The organism is Chromohalobacter sp. HP20-39 (assembly GCF_033052815.1).
Classification (GTDB): Bacteria; Pseudomonadota; Gammaproteobacteria; order Pseudomonadales; family Halomonadaceae; genus Chromohalobacter.
On the sequence record NZ_JAWHTP010000009.1, the window covers coordinates 12,897 to 32,296 of the forward strand.

Consider the following 19,400-nt stretch of genomic DNA (forward strand, 5'->3'; position numbering starts at 1 on the left):
GGCGCGCGATGAAGGCGTGTATGCGCAAGGCTCGCGGCGCCATGGAACGCTCATTATAGAGAATCGCCCCGACCATCCGCTACAATGCCAGGAGTTAAGGGGTGATTCCCGTGTCCCACCATCAACGCTCGAGGGTCTGTGACAGGGGCCAGGGAGACCGTCCAGGGAGAGAGGCATGCCGGTGACCTTGCAGGAAATCGACCGCGCCCAATGGGAACAGGATGTTCAGGTGGCGCAGGATCTCGCGCGCATCTATCACGATGCGCCCGCCGAGCGTCTTCCCGCGCCCGTCGAGCGCTTCATCGACGATCATTTCACCCAAGGCGGCACGTTCTGCTGCGCGTTATTCAACGCACGGCGCCTGGGAGCGGTCGCCGTGCGTCGCGAAACTCGCGTATGGTGGTTGTCACACTTCTGCGTACGTACCGAAACACGGCATCGCGGTGTCGGCTCGCGTTTGTTGACGCTGATTGCCGAACGGGCGCGTGACGAGTCATGCATGCCTCGCGTTCCCACCTCTGTGCTGATGATGGGGGACCAGTTGCTGTTGACCCGGCTTGGCTATCACCCTGCCGCCGATGGGACGTACTACGAACTTCATTCATTAGCGTCACAGGGAGGGCGCCGATGAGAGCGCTGCTGAGAGCATTGCTGGCGGTGGTCGGGGTGTTGGCCTTGATCGTGGTCGGCGCCGTGGTCTATATCACCACTTTCTTCGATCCCAACGAGCTCAAGCCCCGGCTTGTCGAGGCGGTGCGCGAGCAGAGCGGTCTGGAACTCGACCTGGATGGCCCCTTGTCGTGGTCCTTCTATCCGCGTCTGGGCTTCAGTGTCGAGCAGGCCGAAGCCTGGTTGCCCAAGCAGTCCCATGACGCCGCCGCCTTTGCCGCGTTCGATCGCGCCGAGGTCAGCGTCGCGTTCGCGCCGCTGCTCTCCGGCGAGGTGGCCGTGGAAGGGCTGATGCTGGATGGCATGCGACTCAATCTGCAGCGTGACGCGCAAGGTCAAGGCAATTGGGAAGTTTTGCTAGACCGCATGAAAGACGGTGGAGAGCAGGCCGAGGAGGCTTTGGCACCGGCATCGGCGGGTCCGGGGCTGGAGCAGAATCCCGACAGTCTGCCCGTGGCGCTGGAGATCGCCAGCATAAAAGTGCGGGATAGCCACGTCAGTTACCGCGACGCGCAGCGCAACCTGGACCTGACGCTGAAAAATCTCAGCCTGGATGCAAGTAACGTCAGCCCTGACGCAGCCTTCCCCTTGCAGATGGGGTTCGAACTCGTCAGTCAAACGCCCGCGTTGACCAGCGATGTGCACTTGAAGAGCCAAGTGCGCCTGGGGCTGAGCGATGGTCGTTACGAATTGAACAAAATGACCCTTGAAACCAGCACGCAATGGCCGGCGCTCTCCGAGCAAGCCCAAGGTATCAACCTGCAGGTCGGGCATTTGCTCGCCGAAACCCAGCAACAACATTACCGTTTCGACGGGGTCAAGCTCGATACGCGCCTGCACCATCCCGCTGTGGAGGGGAAACCGCTCGGTTTGAGTCTCGGGTTCGACGGCGAGGCCAATCTCGATACCCAAACCGCGCAACTGCGTAATATCGCCCTGAGCGGCGATGATGGTCTGAATCTCACGGGAACGTTGAGCTTTACCGAACTGCTCGAGACCCCGCAATACACCGGACAGCTCAAACTCGCGCCGCTGTCACTGCGAGACTGGCTCAAGCGTTTCGATGCCTTGCCAGAGACCGGCGACGACAAAGCACTGAGCAAGGTGTCGTTGACCAGCCCGGTGCATGGGGATCTCCAAGGTATCAACTTCGCGGACCTGAATTTGCTGCTCGATGGCCAAACCTTCACCGGCGAGCTAGGGGCCGGTTTTGCTGGACAGTGGTTGCGCTTCGATCTGCAAGGTGAACGTCTCGACCTGGATGCCTATCTGCCACCCGCTGACAACCAAGGCGGAAAAAGTGCTGCGGATACCGAGGACACGGCGGCGATTCTCGAAGCGCTGGGCGTCGCCCCGGCGTATGCCGCCGCCGAGGGTGCGGGGCTGTTGCCCGTCGAGTGGCTTTCCGGCTTGACGCTCGAGGGCCGACTGGCGCTGGAGACCCTGCTCCTCAAGGGCATGACGCTGACCGATGTCGCGCTACGCGTGACGGGAGAAAACGGGCGTCTGAACCTGGAGTCCCTGTCGGCCAAGCTCTATGGTGGCACGCTCGACGCTCAGGGTAGCCTGAATGTCCGCGAGTCACCGCTGCGCATGGCTTTCACGGAGTCTCTCTCCAATGTGCAGATTGCGCCGCTTTACGCGGACGTCACCGGCAAGGAATCGCCAGTGCGCGGCCAGCTCTATCTGAAGAGTGACGTGACCTCGCGGACCAATCAACTCGAGTCGCTCAAGCACCACCTCAACGGCACGGCCGCGCTACGCATCGACGATGGCGCGATGCTCGACGTCAATGTCTCGCGTCAGCTATGCACTGCCGCCGCGATTCTGGACGGCGAGCAGTCGGATCGCGAATGGAGCGATGACACACCCTTCGACACGCTGTCGGCGAGCCTTGATATCACCGATGGCGTGGCCCGCAACGACGATCTAGAGGTGCGCATTCCGGGCATCGAGATGACCGGCGCGGGCATGTTCAACATTCCTACTGAGCGTTTCGCTTATGATCTCAAGGCGCGCTTCATCGATACCGCCGACCAGAGCGCCTGCCGAGTGACGTCGCGTTTGCAGCAGGTAAGCCTGCCGGTGCACTGTGAAGGGCAATTGGGCGGTAAGCCGGGCGAATGGTGCCGTTTCGATCGCGAGGCCTTCCAGGACACATTGGAAGCGCTGGCCAAGGACAAGGCCAAGCGCGAAGCTGGCGAGCAACTAGACGAGGCGCTGGAAGACAAGCTCGACAGCGACACTGCGCGTAAGATCGATGAAGCACTTGGAGAAGGCACCGCCAAGGAACTCGGGGACAAGTTGCGTGGTCTATTCAAATGAGCAAAGCCCAAAGCCAGTCCCTGCGCCGACATCTGTCGGCGCTTTTTTTAGTATGTCCATGACCTCTCATCCCCATGATCTGATGGCGCCGCTAACGGCTGGACGATAACGCGCATGCAAGAAATTCCGCTCACCGCCGACACCTTCCGTCGCCGGGTCTTCGAATGGTTCGACGTTCACGGTCGCAAGACACTGCCCTGGCAGTTCGACAAGACGCCCTATCGCATCTGGGTGTCCGAGATCATGCTGCAGCAGACGCAAGTCGCCACGGTAATTCCCTACTATCAGCGCTTCATGGAGCGTTTTCCCGACGTCGCCGCCCTGGCGCGAGCCCCGCAAGACGAGGTGCTGCATCTGTGGACGGGGCTGGGGTATTACGCACGGGCGCGTAACCTGCACAAGGCAGCCCAGGTAGTGATGGATGAACATGGCGGCGAGTTTCCGATGGACAGCGTCGAGGCGCTTTCCACACTGCCCGGCATTGGGCGTTCCACAGCTGGCGCCATCATCAGCATCAGCACCGGCCGGCGCGCGCCGATCCTGGATGGCAACGTCAAGCGTGTGCTGACCCGTCTGCACGCCGTGGAAGGCTGGCCCGGCCGTCCTGCCGTGGAGCGTGAATTATGGACGCTGGCGGAGCGTTACACACCGGAAGAACGCCTGGCCGACTATACCCAGGCGATGATGGACCTGGGAGCGACGCTGTGCACGCGAAGTAAACCGGCATGTCTGCTATGCCCCTTCGAAGATGTCTGTGTGGCGCATTCGCGTAGCGAAGAAACGCGCTTCCCCGAATCAAAACCGCGCAAGGCGCTGCCTGAGCGCGCCACACGGATGCTGGTATTGCGTGACCCATCGGGACGCGTCTTCCTCCAGCAGCGCCCGGCCAGCGGCCTATGGGGCGGCCTTTGGAGCCTGCCCCAGTTCGATGACGAGCAAGCGCTACACGCCTGGCTCGATCAGCGCTTCCCCTACGCAAAGCGCGAGACGGAGGGCGAGGCGTTCACGCATACCTTCAGCCATTTTCGTTTGAAGATCACGCCCTCACCGGCGCGTCTGGATGAGCTGCCTGCAGAGGTCGGCGAGGAAGGGGCGCTATGGTACGACGCCAAGGCGCCCGCTAGTGTAGGATTGGCAGCGCCGGTCAAGACACTACTCGACCGAGTTTCTTAACCCCGTGTCATGACGAACCGCAATACGTTAGGAGCAAGCGCCATGAGCCAGACCGTCTTTTGCCGTAAATACCAACAGGAGCTCGAAGCCCTGCCGTTTCCGCCGCTACCCGGTGCCAAGGGGCAGGAGATCCAGCAGACGGTTTCCAAGCAAGCCTGGGACGAATGGCAGGCGCAGCAGACCCGTCTGATCAACGAAAAGCACCTCAGCTTGCTGGACCCCGAAGCGCGTGCCTATCTGATGGAACAGATGGAGCGTTTCCTCGACAACCGCGATACCGACCAGGCCGAAGGCTACGTGCCGCCGAGCCAGTAGGGGAGGTCCGGTGGCCAGCATCTTTTTGAATTAAAAGGCTTGACCCGAACCGAAGAATTCGGTTTAATGCGTCCCCGTTGGAAGGGCCAGATAGCTCAGTCGGTAGAGCAGTGGATTGAAAATCCTCGTGTCGGCGGTTCGATTCCGTCTCTGGCCACCAATTTGCTGGGGTATAGCCAAGTGGTAAGGCACCGGTTTTTGGTATCGGCATTCGCAGGTTCGAGTCCTGCTACCCCAGCCATCGCTAACGGCTTTATGTTATGCCGACATAGCTCAGTTGGTAGAGCAACTGACTTGTAATCAGTAGGTCCCGGGTTCGACTCCTGGTGTCGGCACCATAGCTTAGCGACTGATTCTAAAGGCTTTTTTGGCCTTGAAAGAAACCGCCTCTCAGGGCGGTTTTTTTGTGGGTGTCCACAGCGCTCGTTTAAGCATTACAAATTCTGCACCCGGAAATCCGCCGAGCGATCGACGTCGTCGCCGGCGACCATGAAGCGGCCGTGCCCGCGATAATGCAGTGTGCGGGGGAGCTCGACCGAGGTGTCGACATGGGCCTTGACGATCTCCCAGATGAACAGCTCGTGGCGATCTATCTGGCTGTCGTCGACCAGGCGGCACTCGAAGCTGGCATAGCATTCCTCCACGAGCGGTGCAGAGACGATCTGACCTGGTGTCGGTGTCAGCCCGAAGGCGTCGAACTTATCGAGCGTATCACCATCGCTATTGCCTACCCCGACCACGGCGTCGGCCAGTTCCAGTGTGGGTATGTTGATCGTGCATTCGCGGCTTTCGCGCACGAGGCGATGGCTGTGATTGGTGGCGGTGATCAGGCAAGCAAAGTGTGCCGGCGTGAAGCCGAGCATCATGTGCCAGCCCATCACCATCAGGTTACGTTCTGCCTGCCATTGCGAGCCCACCAGTACGATGGGGCCGGTTTCCAGATGACAGCGGCATTGATCGAGTGGGAAATCGGTCTTGCGTGATGTCATACCTTCTCCTTGCACGATGGCACTCCGACTAAAATAGACCATTGCGGCAGAGAAAGGCGTTGGCGGGGGCCAGACATAAATAAGCCCGGCCTAGGCCGGGCTGCGGACGTTGCGTCACTGCATGTCCTGTCGAGCTCCTTGCGACCTTTCCACACTTCCTTGTGCAGCGGTGCTGAGCACCGAGGTCGTATCCCTGCTCGACGGTGCTCACAGTGTCATAGTGATCAGGTGGTTGAAATGATCTGGGTTAAATACCCGACGATTTTACTCGGTTATCACCCGCTCTGAAATTTCACTCGGGATGGCGTCCATGCTCACCCGTTACGTCGTCATTCGCTTACTAAAAAGACATCGAATGTAGGTAAACGTTTCGTCTCTAATGTGTTATGTTTTGTAACCGTGAGCCATGGACGGCGAGGATGCTTCAAGGAAGTCGCCATTCCATCGCGTAGTGGCTCACACTGCGTACGACGTTTTAGCCCTCCCGTTGCGGAGGGCTTTTTTCTGTCTGGAAGGTGGTGAAGCGGATCTTCCGTTCCATGCCCCTGAACGAAGCAGGCCCATGCACGGGGGCATGGGCCTGTTCTGATGCTTTTACTGTGCGGGGAATTTGCCCCGGCAGAAAACGTTTAACGCTTCATGAGGGCATCCAGCGCGGCGTTCAGCGTAGCGCTGGGACGCATGACCTTGCTGGTCAGGTCATAATCGGGGTGGTAGTAGCCGTTGATTTCTACCGGCTTGCCTTGCACCTCGGTGAGCTCCTTGACGACCTTGTCTTCGTCGGCTTGCAGCGATTTGGCCAGCTCGCTGAACTGCTCCTTCAACTCGGCGTCTTCGTCCTGAGAGGCGAGTGCTTGGGCCCAGTAGAGCGAGAGGTAAAAGTGGCTGCCGCGGTTGTCGATTTCGCCGATCTTGCGTGACGGCGACTTGTTGCTGTTGAGGAATTCACCGGTGGCTTGATCCAGCGTCTTGGCGAGAACCTTGGCCTTGGCGTTGTCGTATGTCTTGGCGAGGTGCTCGAGCGACGCGGCCAGGGCGAGGAATTCACCCAGCGAGTCCCAGCGCAGGTGGTTCTGCTCCAGGAGCTGTTCGACGTGCTTGGGCGCGCTGCCACCGGCGCCGGTCTCGAACAGGCCGCCGCCCTGCATCAGCGGGACGATGGAGAGCATCTTGGCGCTGGTGCCGAGCTCCATGATCGGGAACAGGTCGGTCAGGTAGTCGCGCAGCACGTTGCCGGTAACGGAGATGGTGTCTTCGCCCTTGCGAGTGCGCTCCAGGGAGAAGCGCATGGCATCTTCCGGTGCCATGATGCGGATATCCAGGCCGCTGGTGTCGTGATCCTTGAGGTAGGTTTCGACCTTCTCGATCAGCTTCGCATCATGCGCACGGTTGGCGTCCAGCCAGAAGATGGCGGGAGTGGCACTGTCGCGGGCACGGGTCACGGCAAGCTTGACCCAATCCTGAATCGGCGCGTCCTTGGTCTGGCACATGCGCCAGATGTCGCCGGCTTCCACGTCGTGGCTGAACAGTTGATGACCGTTCTCGTCGGTGACGACGATGGTGCCGTCCGCCGCGGCCTGGAAGGTCTTGTCGTGAGAGCCGTATTCCTCGGCCTTCTGTGCCATCAGGCCGACGTTGGGCACGCTGCCCATGGTGGTCGGGTTGAAGGCGCCGTTCTTTTTGCAGTCGTCGATGGTGACCTGATAGATACCGGCGTAGCAGCGGTCCGGAATCACGGCCTTGGCATCGTGCAGCGCATCGTCGGCGCCCCACATCTTGCCGGAGTCGCGAATCATCGCCGGCATGGAGGCGTCGATGATCACGTCGCTGGGCACGTGCAGGTTGGTGATGCCCTTGTGCGAGTTGACCATCGCCATCGGCGGGCGCTCTTTGTAGAGCGCGTCGATATCACTCTTGATCGCGTCCTGTTGCTCGCTGGGCAGGGACTCGATCGCGCTGTAGAGGTCGCCGATACCGCTGTTGGGATTGAAGCCGGCCAGGTCGAGGGCGTCGGCGTGCTTCTCGAGCACGTCCTTGTAGAATTCCTCGACCACCATGCCGAACATGATCGGGTCGGAGACCTTCATCATGGTGGCTTTCAGGTGCAGAGAGAACAGCACGCCGCGCTTCTTGGCATCCTTGATCTCGCTGTCGATGAAGTTGCGCAGACGGCGGCTGCTCATGCGTGAGGCGTCGACGACTTCGCCTTCCTGAACCGCCAGGCCTTCCTTGAGGACGCTGGTGGTGCCGTCTTTCTGCTTGAGTTCGATCTTGAGCTTGCCGGCTTTTTCGATGGTGGCGGACTGCTCGCTGCCATAGAAGTCGCCTTCGCTCATGTGCGCGACATGCGACTGAGAGTCGGCGCTCCACTCGCCCATGCGGTGCGGGTACTTGCGAACGTAGTTCTTGACCGATTGCGGTGCGCGGCGGTCGGAGTTGCCTTCGCGCAGAACCGGGTTGACCGCGCTGCCCTTGGCCTTGTCGAAAGCGGCCTTGATCGCCTTCTCTTCGTCGTTTTTCGGCTCGTCCGGATAGTCCGGCAGCGGATAGCCCTGGCTCTGCAGTTCCTTGATCGCGGCCTTGAGCTGCGGGCCGGAAGCGCTGATGTTGGGCAGCTTGATGATGTTGGCTTCCGGCGTCTTGGCCAGCTCGCCGAGCTCGGCCAGATCGTCGCTGATGCGCTGCTCGTCGCTCAAAAGATCCGGGAATTGAGCGAGAATACGGCCGGCCAACGAGATATCGCGGGTCTCGACGCTGACGCCGGCCGTACTCGTGTAAGCGGCGATGATCGGAAGCAGGGAATGGGTCGCCAGCGCGGGGGCTTCATCAGTGAGCGTATAGATGATCTTCGGCGTGTTGGACATTTGGATATTGACCTCTCTTGTCACAGCGGTTGCACGAATCTTCAGCGGTGCGGGGTGGTTTGGGGCGATACAAGTGCTTGCCGGCGGTCTTGGGCAGCCCCGCTCGTGCGGCGATGATGCCGTCCCCGCGAAAGCGCTTGGATCATCATGCAGATGGTGAATTCGGTTGGCCCGTCATGGTGCCGGCGACCCAGCGGTCGTGCCAGATTATACCAGTGCAGTGTTTGTTGCGCATATACACTGTCGACAATCTTGTAACCAGAAGGCATGCGCTTGTCGAGTTTAGCGACCCCTGCGAGACTCGCGGGCGTTGCGTCATGATAGTCGGGCATGGCCGGAAAGAGGGAGGCGATATGACATTTCTGATTGGCGTAGGCATTCCATTGCTGGTGCTGGTAGGCGTCTGGTGGGGCGCACGAATAGCGCTCAAGCACCTTGTCGCCCGGGATCAAGCGACGCGAGAACGCATGGCCTGGGCCATCGCGGCAGTCATCGCGGCATTGATTGCGGTGTACCTTTGGCTGCTGCTGACCATGCCGGTATTGCCTGCATAGGGCGACAGGCCGAGAGGCTTGTCTGGCCATGCGAACCTGATTATCATCATGCGCCGTCGCCGGTGTAGCTCAGTTGGAAGAGCAACGCACTCGTAATGCGTAGGTCGGTGGTTCGAGTCCACTCACCGGCACCAGCCAGACATCCGCAAACCGCCGCCACGGAGCTTCCGGGCGGCGGTTTTGCGTTTCATGCCTGATCCTCTGGCATCCTGCCGGATTCCTCTGGAGTTTGCGCCGCAGGCTTTGCGGCACCGCATGTCCTCTCCTAACGTTAAGGTTGGTCGAGCTGCCTGACACGGCCCGGCCCCGCACAATGTTTTCTGATGGCGAGCGCCCGCCAGTGCCAAATTGCGCGTCTCGGGCGTCGTCCCAGCACCATGCCAGCCCTGACTGGTGAATGGCGAGGATAAGACATGGATGACCGTGAGCACCTCAAGACTGAGGTTTCGTATTTTGATCCCCAGCGACACCCCGTATCGCCGTCGCGGCGACGCTTTCTAAAATCCGCCGGTGTCTCCGGGCTTGCGGTGGCGGCTGCGCCGGCGTTGTCGCCGGTGAGCTATGCCGGTTCGCCGGATGATCCGGATACGCAAGCCGAGGTTCCCCCCGCCGAAGGCCAGCGCCGCATCACGCTGACCGTCAACGGCCGGCGCGAACAGCTCGATGTCACGCCCAACGTGATCCTGCTCGATGCGCTGCGCCACGCCCTGCAATTGACCGGCACCAAGAAAGGCTGCGACCACGGCCAGTGCGGCGCCTGTACGATCCTGGTCAACGGTACGTCGATCAATTCCTGTTTGAGTCTTGCCGTGACTCACGACGGCGATGAGATCACCACCGTCGAAGGGCTGGAGAAGAACGGCCGGCAGCATCCGTTGCAGCAGGCGTTTCTCGAGCACGATGCCTATCAGTGCGGTTACTGCACGGCGGGTCAGATGATGAGCGCGCTGGCGATCCTGCAGGATGACGACATCGGTACCCGTGACGCCGACGTGCGCGAGGCGATGAGCGGCAATATCTGTCGTTGCGGTGCCTACAAGAACATCGTCGCGGCGATTCAGTCCGCTCGCGGTGCAATGCAAGGAGGCAACGCATGAGACACTTCGATTACGCTCGTGCCGAAAGCGCGCAGCAGGCGGTGGCGGCGCATGGCAGCGAACGCGACGCCGCGTTTCTGGCAGGCGGCACCACGCTACTGGATCTGATCAAGCTCGATGTCATGCAGCCGCAGAAGGTGGTCGATATCAACGGTGTCGATCTCGATACCATCGAACGCCTCGACGACGGCCGGCTACGTATCGGCGCGATGGTGACCAACACGGCGCTGGCGCGTGATGAGCGCGTGGTTAACGACTACGCCGTACTCTCCCAGGCCTTGCTGGCCGGCGCCTCGACCCAACTGCGCAACAAGGCGACGACTGGCGGCAACGTGATGCAGCGCGTACGTTGCCCGTATTTCCGCGATGGCGTGTCCGCCTGCAACAAGCGCGAGCCGGGCAGCGGCTGCGCGGCCATCGGCGGCGTCAATCGCAGCGTCCACGCGGTGCTCGGCACCAGCGACAACTGTATTGCGACGCATCCCTCGGACATGTGCGTGGCGATGGCCGCCATCGGGGCCACCGTCGAGGTACAGGGGCCGGAAGGCCGGCGCGAGATCGACTTCGCCGATTTCCACCTGCTGCCTGGTGACACACCGGCACGCGAGCATGCGCTGGAATCCGGTGAGTTGATCACCCATGTGACGCTGGACGCGCCGCTCGAGGGCAGCCGGTCCGCCTATCTAAAGCTGCGCGACCGCCAGTCGTATCAGTTCGCGCTCGCCTCCAGCGCGGTGATCGTGCGCATGGACGGCAACACCATTCGCGAGGCACGGGTGGCCATGGGCGGTGTCGGCACCAAGCCGTGGCGCGCGCCGGAAGTGGAAGCGGCGCTCAAGGGCAAGACCGCCAGTGAGGCGCTGTTCGCGGAAGCGGCCAAGCGCGCCTTCGAGAACGCCGTTGCCTACGCCCACAACGGCTACAAGATTCCGCTCGGTCAGCAGGCCATCGTGCGTAATCTCACCGATCTGACCGCCGCCTGAATCGCCCGCGAGGAGAATGGAACATGAGCGACACGGATACGAAAGAGCCCATTATCGGCGCGGGCGTACCGCGCATCGACGGTCCCGACAAGCTCGCCGGGCGTGCCAACTACGCCGCTGACAACTTGCCGGCCAACATGGCATACGGCTACGGCGTCTTCAGCACCATCGCCAAGGGCAAGGTGACGCGGCTGGATGTCGATGCGGCGAAGCAAATGCCAGGCGTCATCGATATCTTCCACCACGGTCACTTTCCGTCGCTGTACCGAACGCCATCGAGCTTCGTGCAGGGCAACAAGGTGGAGGAAACACGGCTGCCGTTCGAGGATGAGCGCGTGTACTACGAAGGCCAGTTCGTGGCGCTGGTGGTCGCCGACAGTTTCGAGAACGCACGTGCCGCCGCGCGACACGTCAAGGTGGAATACGCCGCCGAATCGGCCGTCGCCAATCTTGCCCAAGGCCTCGAGGACAACGGCACGCAGGCGGGTGGCGGTCATTCGCGTGGCGATGCCGCCTCGGCCTTCGACAGCGCCGACACGACCATCGACGTTACTTACCACACGCCGGTGGAGACCCATAACCCGATGGAAATGCACGCCTCGGTGGCGTACTGGGATGCGCAGGGCGATTTGACCATCTATGACGCGTCGCAGGGCGTGGTGTTCGAGCGCAATGCGCTGTCCAAGATCTTTGCCATTGCGCCCGAGCGCATCACCGTGCACGCGCCCTACATCGGCTCGGGGTTCGGCAGCAAGTTGTGGACATGGCCGCATGCGATTGCCACGGCAGCGGTGTCGCGCGAGCTGGGGCGTCCGGTGCAGCTCGTCGTGCCACGTCAGCAGATGTTCACCACCACCGGGCACCGCCCTGAAACCCGCCAGCACATGCGCTTGGCGACCGACGCCAACGGCAAGCTGGTGTCGCTGCGTCACGAGGCGATCAACACGACCTCGTTCACCGACCAGTACGTGGAAACCTGCGGCAGCGTGACCAAGAGCCTCTACAGTTGCCCCGACCTGACGGTGAGCCATGCCACGACACAGGTGAATCGTGGCACGCCGACCTCGATGCGTGCGCCGGGTGCGGCGCCGGGGTTGTTCGCGCTGGAATCCGCCATCGACGAGATGGCACTGTCGGCGGGTGTCGATCCGGTGCAGTTTCGTCTCGATAACTATGCCGAGCGCGATGAGAGCAAGGATCTCGACTTCTCCAGCAATCACATCGTCGAAGCGACGCAGCGGGCCGCCGAGCGTTTCGGGTGGCATGATCGCAATCCCGAGATCGGCAGCATGCGCGAGGGCCGCGAGATCGTCGGCTACGGCATGGCGGCCTGCAACTGGGAAGCCCTGAAGCGGCCCTGCGATGCACGCGTGTCGCTGCGTGCCGATGGCACCGTCTTCGCTTCCTGCGCGACCCAGGATATCGGCACCGGCACCTACACCATCGTGGCGCAGGCGGTGAGCGACGTGACCGGAGTGCCGTTGGATCGTATTACCGTCAAGCTGGGGGATTCCTCCTACCCTGATGGCCCTATTTCCGGCGGCTCCTGGGCCACGGCGACGACGCTCCCGGCGATCGCCGGCGCGGCGCGCAATGCGCTTGACGAGCTCAAGCGTTATGCCACCGGCAGTAATGGCATCTTCGCCGAGGCCAACGCGGATGATCTGAGCGTGGCCGATGGTGCCCTGCGTTATGACGGCAAGCAGGCGAGTTTCGCCGAGGTGCTTGACGCCGCACGTTACGGCAGTGCCGATGGCAAGGTCCACACCGAGGCCGCCGACTCGAAATACTCCTACCGCTCCTTCGGTGCCCATTTCGTCGAGGTACGCTGGGATCCGGGCATCTCGCATCTGCGCGTGGCGCGGGTGGTCAGCGCCATCGACGTGGGCAAGGTGATCAACGCGACCACCGCGCGCAACCAGGTCGAAGGCGCGGTCGTGATGGGTATCGGCATGGGGCTTTTCGAAGCCACCGAGTACGACGAGCGCAACGGCCGCCCTGTGAATAACGACTACGCCGAGTACGTGGTGCCGGTGCATGCCGACCAGCCGGAGATCGACGTCATCCTGCTCGATTATCCCGATCTGGCCTTCAATGAATACGGCGCACGCGGCATCGGCGAGATCGGCATCACCGGGCTGGCCGCCGCCATCGGCAATGCGGTGCACCATGCCACCGGCAAGCGCATCCGCGAGCTGCCTATTACCCTCGATAAGCTGATGGACGATGTGCCCCAGGCGCAAAGCGCTTGAGGATCGCCGGGGTCAGCGCGTTGCGTCGCCGTCCGTCGGCGTGATGCGTTGCAGGTCCGCGGGCGTGTCGATATCCAACAGGATGCCGGGGTCATCGACCTCGACTTCTCGGTAGCGTTCGGGGTGCTGGCGGATAAGTCGCCGCGCCCCGGCGTCGCCGTCCAGGCGTGTGAGTGCCGGCCAGAACGCGCGCCCGAATAGCACCGGGTGGCCGGGATGACCGGCGTGGCAGGGGCGCAGGATGTGTTCGGCATCGGCGAGACGTTGTAGGTGAACCAAGGTATCGCGCCGGATGGCGGGCATGTCGCCGAGCAGGATCGCCGCTGCCTGAACGCCGCGTAGCGCGGGGTCACTTTCGAGCGCCGCGAAGGCCTCGGCCAGGCTGGCGCCCAGGCCGTGCTCGGCGCGTGTCGCGCGAATCAGCGGCGTGTCGTCGGCAAGCCCCAGGGACACGGGATCGTCCCCGGCACGCACCACAACGCGATGGCATGCAAACGCTGCGCGCGCCTTGGCCAGCGAGGCGCCCAGTAGCGTGCCTTCCCAAGGCCCGCTCGCGCGGCGTTTGTCCGCATCGCCGTACCGCCGCGACCCGCCGGCGGCCATGACGATGGCCACCACCCGTTCAGAGTGCATCGCGTGCCTTGCCGCGTCGCACGCGTACGATATCGGCCATCACCGCCAGTGCGATCTCGGCGGGCGTCTTGCTCCCCAGGGAAAGACCGATTGGCATGTGCAGGCGCTCGATATCGGCCTCACTGAGCCCACCGATGCGTTGCAAGCGTTCGGCGCGTGCGGTGGAGGTGCGCCGCGAACCCATGACGCCGATATAAAACGCCGACGTACGCACGGCCTCGATCATCGTCAGGTCGTCGAGGCGCGGGTCGTGGGTCAGGGCGACCACGGCCGTCGCCGCATGACATCCCCCCGAGGCAATGAACGAGGAAGGCAGCGTGACCTGCGTCTGGACGCCCGGGATCGCGACATTCCGCCAGGCGTCCTCACGCGGGTCGCAGACGATGACCTCGAAGCCCAGCGAGCGCGCGAACTCGGCGCAAGCGATCGATACCGGCGAGAGGCCGGCCACGATCAAGCGCGCCACCGGCCCCAAGCGCATCCGGGCTTGGTGCTCATCAAGCGTCACCCGTGGCCCTCCGCTGTCGTCATCGACGAGCGCTGTTTGTCCGGTGGCGAGATCGACCTGGCGAATAGCCGGGCGCTGCCCACGCAGTACATCGTACAAGGCCTCGAGATGGGCGAGGTGCTCGGGGGTTGGCGGCAGGCGCTCGATCATGACATCGAGAATGCCGTCGCAGGGCAGGGTGACCGACGGTCCCTCGGCGTGCCCGTCGCCGTAGCGCAGCGTGGTGATCGGCGCCTCGAAGGCGCCCTGTGTCAGGCGCTCGAGGAAGTCCTCCTCGATACAGCCGCCCGACAAGGATCCCTCGTGGCGGCCATCCGCACGCGCGACGAACAATGAACCGGGCTCGCGGGGTGACGAGCCGAACGTCGCCAGTACCGTGCACAACCACACCGTTTCACCGTCGCGGGCCCAGTCGAGCGCTCGCTCGATGACCTGCAAATCCAAGTGTTGCATGCTCAATACGCTCACCCATGACTGTGTTGTCATGCCCCGCCAGGATTGTCGTTGACGCTTGCCCTGGCGGGGCATGGTATTTATTTCATGGGCCTACTATACCGCGCATGACGCGCGCTGTGGGGAGGGATGCCCACTGCTCGGCGACGCTAGCCGGGCAGCAGGCGCCGCCGCTTGGGGGCGGCAGGCCGTGCACCGGGGAAGCGGTGCTCGATGAGGCGCATCACGCTGGTGAGCACCAGGGTCAGGGCCAGGTAGATGCCGGCGATGAGCAGTAGCGGCTCGTACACCAGGAAGGTTTCGTCGCGCACCATGTTGGCGGCCTTGAGTAGATCCATCATTGCGATGGTCGAGACCAGCGGCACCGACTTGAGCAGCAGGATCAACTCGCCGGTCAGCGTGGGCAGGCACATCTGAATGGCGCGCGGCAGCCACAGCCGATAAAGGATCTGCCAGTGGTTCAGGCCGAAGGCGCGGCCGGCGGCGAGCTCGCCTTCGGGCACGCTTAATAGCGCCCCGCGCAGGACCTCGCCGGTGTAGGCCCCGACGCTCAGCGTGAAGGTCAGCGCGCCGTAGAAGAACGGATCGCGCAGCAGCGGCCAGATCAGGCTCTCCTGCAGGCCGGGGATCTCCGGCAGCAGGCGCCCCACGCCGTCGTAGAAAAAGAATAGCTGCACCAGTAGTGGCGTGCCGCGTACTACCGTGGTCAGTCCGGTGACCAGCATGGCCAACGGGCGTGGGCCGCGCAGGCGGATCATGGCGAAGGTCACTGCCAGCGCGAAACCGCAGACGGCCGAGACGGCGACCAGCCACAGGGTATTGACGAAGCCGGTCCACAGGGCCTTTTGATAGAACGGATCGCTCAGCCAGGAAAAGTCCATGTCTGGGGGCTCCTAGGTGCTGGGTTGGCCGCGGCGGACGTGACGCTCCGCGCGGGCGAACAAGGCGTTGGAGCCCAGCGTCATGACCAGGTACAGCGCCCCGGCGAGGGCGTAGAACAGGGCATAGTCGCGGGTGCTGGCGGCCGCTTGTTGGGCGGTGAAGAACAATTCCTCGAAGCCGATCACGCTGATCAATGCGGTGTCCTTGACCAGGATCAGCCACAGGTTGGACATCCCGGGCAGGGCGTTGGGCAGCATGCCGGGTAGCACGATGCGGTAAAAGCGTGTCGGGCGCGAAAAGCCATAGGCGTCGGCGGCTTCCAATTGTCCTTTGGGGATCGCCTGGATGGCGCCCCGAAAGACCTCGGTCATGTAGGCCCCTTGAACGAAGGCGAGCACGCCCACAGCGGTGACGAAGCCGCTGATCTCGATGTGCGTGTCGCCGCCGAATTCGGCGAGCAAGGCGTTGAGCGCCTGGCTGCCGGCGTAATACAGCAGGATGATCAGCAGTAATTCGGGAATGGCGCGGACCAGCGTGGAATACGCCGTCCCCAGGGCGCGCAGGGGGCGCCAAGGACTGAGTCGGGCCGTGGCGCCGACGAGCCCCAGGCCGAGCCCGATGGCATAAGCCAGCAAGGCGATTTCCAGTGTTACCAGGGCGCCTTGCAGGATCGGGCCGAGCCATTCCAGCAGGTCATCGCTATGATCGCTTGGCATGGTCGAATCTCGCAGTGTCGGAACGGGGCCGGCCGGGCAGACCCGGCCGGAGGATCGTGAGGCGGATCAACCGCCGCAGATGTCGGTACCGAAGTACTGCTGGGAGAGCTCGGTGCAGCGGCCGTTGTCGAGCACGCTGGCGATCGCGGCGTTGAGCTTGTCGCGCAGGGAGTCGTCTTCCTGGCGCAGACCGATGCCCACGCCATTGCCGAAGGCATCGTCACGCGGTGCGATGGCGCGAATCTCGAAGTCCTGCGCTGAATCGCGTTCGAGAAATTCCGTCATGGCGATCTTGTCGGCGAGAATGGCATCGACACGCCCGGCGATCAGGTCGCGATTGGCTTGCTCTTGCCGGTCGTAGACGTTGAGCTCGACGCCTGTATCAGCCAGCGAGCGGCGGGCGAAAGTGGCGTTGGTGGTCGATCCCTGAACGCCGAGAATCTTGCCGTCGAGGTCGTCGGGGATTTGCATGTCGTTGGCCTTGGCGGTGACGTAGGCCGAGGGCGTGAAGTAGTACGGATCGCTGAAGGCAATGACCCGCTTGCGCTTCTCGGTGATCGACAGCGAATTCATGATCATGTCGATCTTGCCGCTGTTGAGCGCGGGGAAGATCCCGCTCCAGCCCGTCGGGGTGATTTCACAGGCGGCGTCCATCTGCGCGCAGATCGCCTGGCCCAGCTCGACTTCGAAGCCGGTCCAGCTGCCGTCGGCATCCTTGTAGGTGAACGGTGGGTAGGGTTCCGCGGAGATGCCGATCTTGAGCGGCTCGTCCGCCATCGCCGAGCTCGCGCTCAGCGCCAGCAGGATGAGGCCCGCTGTCTGCATCAAGGTCGCTTTCAGTTGTTTGATCATCATGGTTCCCCATCGTTGTTGTGTCGGGCCATGAGGGCCCGGGATGATATGGCGCCGTGGGCGGCGCCACGTGAAAGGCTCAGGCCACGCTCGAGACGAACTGACGGCAGCGCTCGCTGGTCGCAGTTTCGAACACATGCGCGGGGGTGCCGATTTCCTCGACGCAGCCCTGGTGCAGGAAGGCCACTTGATGAGAGACGTCACGGGCGAAGCCCATCTCGTGGGTGACCAGCAGCATGGTGCGGCCCTCCTCGGCGAGGCCGTGGATGACGCCGAGGACCTCGTTGACGAGTTCCGGATCGAGGGCCGAGGTGGGTTCGTCGAACAGCAGCACGCGCGGCTCCATGGCCAGGGCACGAGCGATGGCGACGCGCTGTTGCTGACCGCCGGAAAGATAGGCGGGATATTGGTCGCGCTTATCGGCCATGCCGACCCGTTCCAGGTAATGCTCACCCAGCGTCACGGCCTCGCGTTTGGACAGGCCACGTACGCGCATGGGCGCCTCGATGACGTTGCCGAGCACGCTCAGATGCGGCCATAGATTGAATTGCTGAAAGACCATGCTGACCTGGGTACGTAGGCGTTGCAGTTGACGACGCTTGATGCCGGCGCGCGTGCCTTGGAAGGCGCCGTGGCGAGTGTCCTGGGAAAAACTAAGTGACTCGCCGGCGATGGTCAGATCGCCGCTGTCGGGCGTCTCGAGGAGGTTCATGCAGCGCAGCAAGGTGCTCTTGCCGGAGCCGCTGGAGCCGATGATCGAGGCCACGTGGCCCTCGCGCACGTCGAGCGAGACGTCCTTGATGACTTCCAGCTCGGCGTAGCGCTTGACTAGGTGACGGGCCTCGATGGCCAGATTGTTGTGATTAGCCATACCCCTCCTGCAGTGGGTGAAAAGATCGCGATCCGGGTATCGTCACTGGGCCGCGCGTGGGTCATGCTTGGGTCGTCGCTCGACATTCATCGGCGCAGCGCGCCAGGCGTCGGCAGGCCTCGCGCAGGCGCTCGGCGTCCACCGTCAGGCTCAAGCGCACAAAACCTGCCGCCGAGGGACCGAAGGCGTCGCCGGCGAGTGCCGAGACGCCCTGCTCGTCGAGCAGACGGTCGGCGAAGGCCTGCGCGGAAAGCCCGGTGCGGCGTATATCGATCATCATGAACATGCCGGCTGCCGGGCACAGCGCCTCGACGTTCGGGCTATCGGCGAGCGCCTCGAGCACGGTGTCGCGACGTGTCCGGTAGGCGTGGCGCATCTCGTCGAGCGCCGCAGGCGGGTTGGCCAGCGCCTCGCAGGCGGCGTCCTGAATGAAATCGGGGCAGCCGTAGAGCATGCATAGCGCCAGGTGGGTCAGGTGCTGGATCAAAGGCTCGGGGCCGATCACCCAGCCCAGCCGCCAGCCGGTCATGGCGTGCGATTTGGAAAGGCTATTGATGATGGCAGTGCGCTCATGCATGCCGGATAGGCTGTCCGGCGAGAACGGTTCGCCGTCGTGGACCAACTCGGCGTAGACCGCATCGGAAAGCAGCCACAGGTCGTGCTCGCGGCACAGCGTGGCCAGCGCCTCCCAGTGCGACCGCGTGAATACCTGGCCGGTGGGATTGTGCGGGCTGTTGAGCAGCAGTGCCCGGGTGCGCGTGGTCACCGCAGCGGCGAAGTCGGCCGGGTCGGGCTGGAAGGCGTTCGCCGCGCGCAGCGGGACGCGCACCAGAGTTGCGCCCGCGGCTTGCAGAGCCGCCTCGTAGGTGACGTACATCGGCTCGGGCACGATCACCTCGTCGCCGGGATCGAGCACGCACTGCGCCACCGCATACAGACCGCACTGGGCGCCGGCCAGTACCGCCACGTTGTCGGCGTGGGCCGCCGGGGCGCCGCCGGTTTGGCGATGATGGTGGGCGATCAGTTCGCGCAGCCGGGCTTTGCCCTGCACATCGGCATAGTGCGTGGCGCCCGCGCGCAGGCTCGCTACGGCGCTGTCGACGATGGGCGTCGGCGTGGCGAAATCCGGGTCGCCCACCGAGAGGATGATCACGTCCTCGCCCTCGGCTTGCCGCGCCAGGGCCCGGTAGTGGATGTCCCAGGCGGCGGCACCTTCGCCGGCGATACGCTGGGTCAGTCGGGAGTAGTGCATGCAGGTTCCTCG

17 protein-coding genes and 4 tRNA genes are annotated in these 19,400 nt (G+C 63.1%); 12 read left to right on the forward strand and 9 right to left on the reverse strand.

Annotated features, from left to right (window positions below):
• The first annotated feature begins 175 nt into the window (after positions 1–175).
• From RVY79_RS14565 to RVY79_RS14595, 7 genes are all read left to right on the forward strand, one after another.
• Positions 176–631 (forward strand): acetyl-CoA sensor PanZ family protein, encoded by a 456-nt coding sequence (locus RVY79_RS14565; protein WP_317465097.1) that lies wholly within the window; start codon positions 176–178, stop codon positions 629–631.
• On the forward strand, positions 628–2,994 hold the full coding sequence (locus RVY79_RS14570) for an AsmA family protein (protein WP_317465098.1): 2,367 nt from the start codon (positions 628–630) through the stop codon (positions 2,992–2,994). Before RVY79_RS14565 ends, RVY79_RS14570 begins: the two co-directional genes overlap by 4 nt.
• Before the next feature lie 114 nt (positions 2,995–3,108).
• The gene (gene mutY / locus RVY79_RS14575) at positions 3,109–4,167 is read left to right on the forward strand and encodes an A/G-specific adenine glycosylase (RefSeq protein WP_317465099.1); all 1,059 of its coding nucleotides are present in this window, start codon (positions 3,109–3,111) and stop codon (positions 4,165–4,167) included.
• Between the two features lie 42 nt (positions 4,168–4,209).
• Positions 4,210–4,482, forward strand: coding sequence for an oxidative damage protection protein (locus tag RVY79_RS14580; RefSeq protein WP_317465100.1), 273 nt, complete (start codon positions 4,210–4,212; stop codon positions 4,480–4,482).
• Positions 4,483–4,566: 84 nt separating this feature from the next.
• Positions 4,567–4,642, forward strand: a tRNA-Phe gene (locus tag RVY79_RS14585).
• Between the two features lie 6 nt (positions 4,643–4,648).
• Positions 4,649–4,723, forward strand: a tRNA-Gln gene (locus RVY79_RS14590).
• 21 nt (positions 4,724–4,744) lie between these two features.
• Positions 4,745–4,820 (forward strand) — tRNA-Thr (locus RVY79_RS14595).
• A gap of 96 nt (positions 4,821–4,916) precedes the next feature.
• Here the strand turns inward: RVY79_RS14595 and RVY79_RS14600 are convergent.
• Together RVY79_RS14600 and RVY79_RS14605 are read right to left on the reverse strand one after the other, a co-directional pair.
• Positions 4,917–5,471, reverse strand: a complete 555-nt coding sequence (locus tag RVY79_RS14600; RefSeq protein ID WP_317465101.1) for a flavin reductase family protein — start codon at positions 5,469–5,471, stop codon at positions 4,917–4,919.
• Between the two features lie 629 nt (positions 5,472–6,100).
• Positions 6,101–8,335, reverse strand: a complete 2,235-nt coding sequence (locus RVY79_RS14605) for an NADP-dependent isocitrate dehydrogenase (protein ID WP_317465103.1) — start codon at positions 8,333–8,335, stop codon at positions 6,101–6,103.
• A gap of 353 nt (positions 8,336–8,688) precedes the next feature.
• On the opposite strand from RVY79_RS14605, the gene RVY79_RS14610 reads away from it, so the two are divergent.
• The 5 genes from RVY79_RS14610 (at position 8,689) to RVY79_RS14630 (ending at position 13,221) form a co-directional block, all read left to right on the forward strand.
• Positions 8,689–8,889 (forward strand): hypothetical protein, encoded by a 201-nt coding sequence (locus RVY79_RS14610; protein ID WP_317465105.1) that lies wholly within the window; start codon positions 8,689–8,691, stop codon positions 8,887–8,889.
• A gap of 58 nt (positions 8,890–8,947) precedes the next feature.
• Positions 8,948–9,023 (forward strand) — tRNA-Thr (locus RVY79_RS14615).
• 279 nt (positions 9,024–9,302) lie between these two features.
• Positions 9,303–9,986 carry a (2Fe-2S)-binding protein gene (locus RVY79_RS14620; protein WP_317465107.1) on the forward strand — a complete coding sequence of 228 codons (684 nt, stop codon included), beginning with the start codon at positions 9,303–9,305 and terminating at the stop codon, positions 9,984–9,986.
• On the forward strand, positions 9,983–10,969 hold the full coding sequence (locus RVY79_RS14625; protein ID WP_317465108.1) for a xanthine dehydrogenase family protein subunit M: 987 nt from the start codon (positions 9,983–9,985) through the stop codon (positions 10,967–10,969). Before RVY79_RS14620 ends, RVY79_RS14625 begins: the two co-directional genes overlap by 4 nt.
• A gap of 23 nt (positions 10,970–10,992) precedes the next feature.
• Entirely contained in the window at positions 10,993–13,221 is a 2,229-nt protein-coding gene (locus RVY79_RS14630; protein ID WP_317465109.1) for a xanthine dehydrogenase family protein molybdopterin-binding subunit, read from the forward strand.
• 12 nt (positions 13,222–13,233) lie between these two features.
• On the opposite strand, the gene RVY79_RS14635 is transcribed toward RVY79_RS14630, so the two are convergent.
• The 7 genes from RVY79_RS14635 to RVY79_RS14665 form a co-directional block, all read right to left on the reverse strand.
• Positions 13,234–13,854: a nucleotidyltransferase family protein gene (locus RVY79_RS14635; protein ID WP_317465111.1), complete on the reverse strand. Its 621-nt coding sequence runs from the start codon at positions 13,852–13,854 to the stop codon at positions 13,234–13,236.
• A complete protein-coding gene (locus tag RVY79_RS14640) occupies positions 13,844–14,815 on the reverse strand; it encodes an XdhC family protein (RefSeq protein ID WP_317465113.1) in 972 nt (323 codons plus the stop codon). Before RVY79_RS14640 ends, RVY79_RS14635 begins: the two co-directional genes overlap by 11 nt.
• A gap of 149 nt (positions 14,816–14,964) precedes the next feature.
• The gene (locus RVY79_RS14645; protein WP_317465115.1) at positions 14,965–15,696 is read right to left on the reverse strand and encodes an ABC transporter permease subunit; all 732 of its coding nucleotides are present in this window, start codon (positions 15,694–15,696) and stop codon (positions 14,965–14,967) included.
• Positions 15,697–15,708: 12 nt separating this feature from the next.
• Positions 15,709–16,413, reverse strand: a complete 705-nt coding sequence (locus tag RVY79_RS14650; protein ID WP_317465117.1) for an ABC transporter permease subunit — start codon at positions 16,411–16,413, stop codon at positions 15,709–15,711.
• A 66-nt stretch (positions 16,414–16,479) separates the two neighbouring features.
• Positions 16,480–17,268 carry a transporter substrate-binding domain-containing protein gene (locus tag RVY79_RS14655; RefSeq protein ID WP_317465119.1) on the reverse strand — a complete coding sequence of 263 codons (789 nt, stop codon included), beginning with the start codon at positions 17,266–17,268 and terminating at the stop codon, positions 16,480–16,482.
• A gap of 76 nt (positions 17,269–17,344) precedes the next feature.
• Positions 17,345–18,136 carry an amino acid ABC transporter ATP-binding protein gene (locus RVY79_RS14660; protein ID WP_317465120.1) on the reverse strand — a complete coding sequence of 264 codons (792 nt, stop codon included), beginning with the start codon at positions 18,134–18,136 and terminating at the stop codon, positions 17,345–17,347.
• 61 nt (positions 18,137–18,197) lie between these two features.
• Positions 18,198–19,388, reverse strand: a complete 1,191-nt coding sequence (locus tag RVY79_RS14665) for a pyridoxal phosphate-dependent aminotransferase (RefSeq protein ID WP_317465122.1) — start codon at positions 19,386–19,388, stop codon at positions 18,198–18,200.
• Positions 19,389–19,400: the final 12 nt, after the last annotated feature.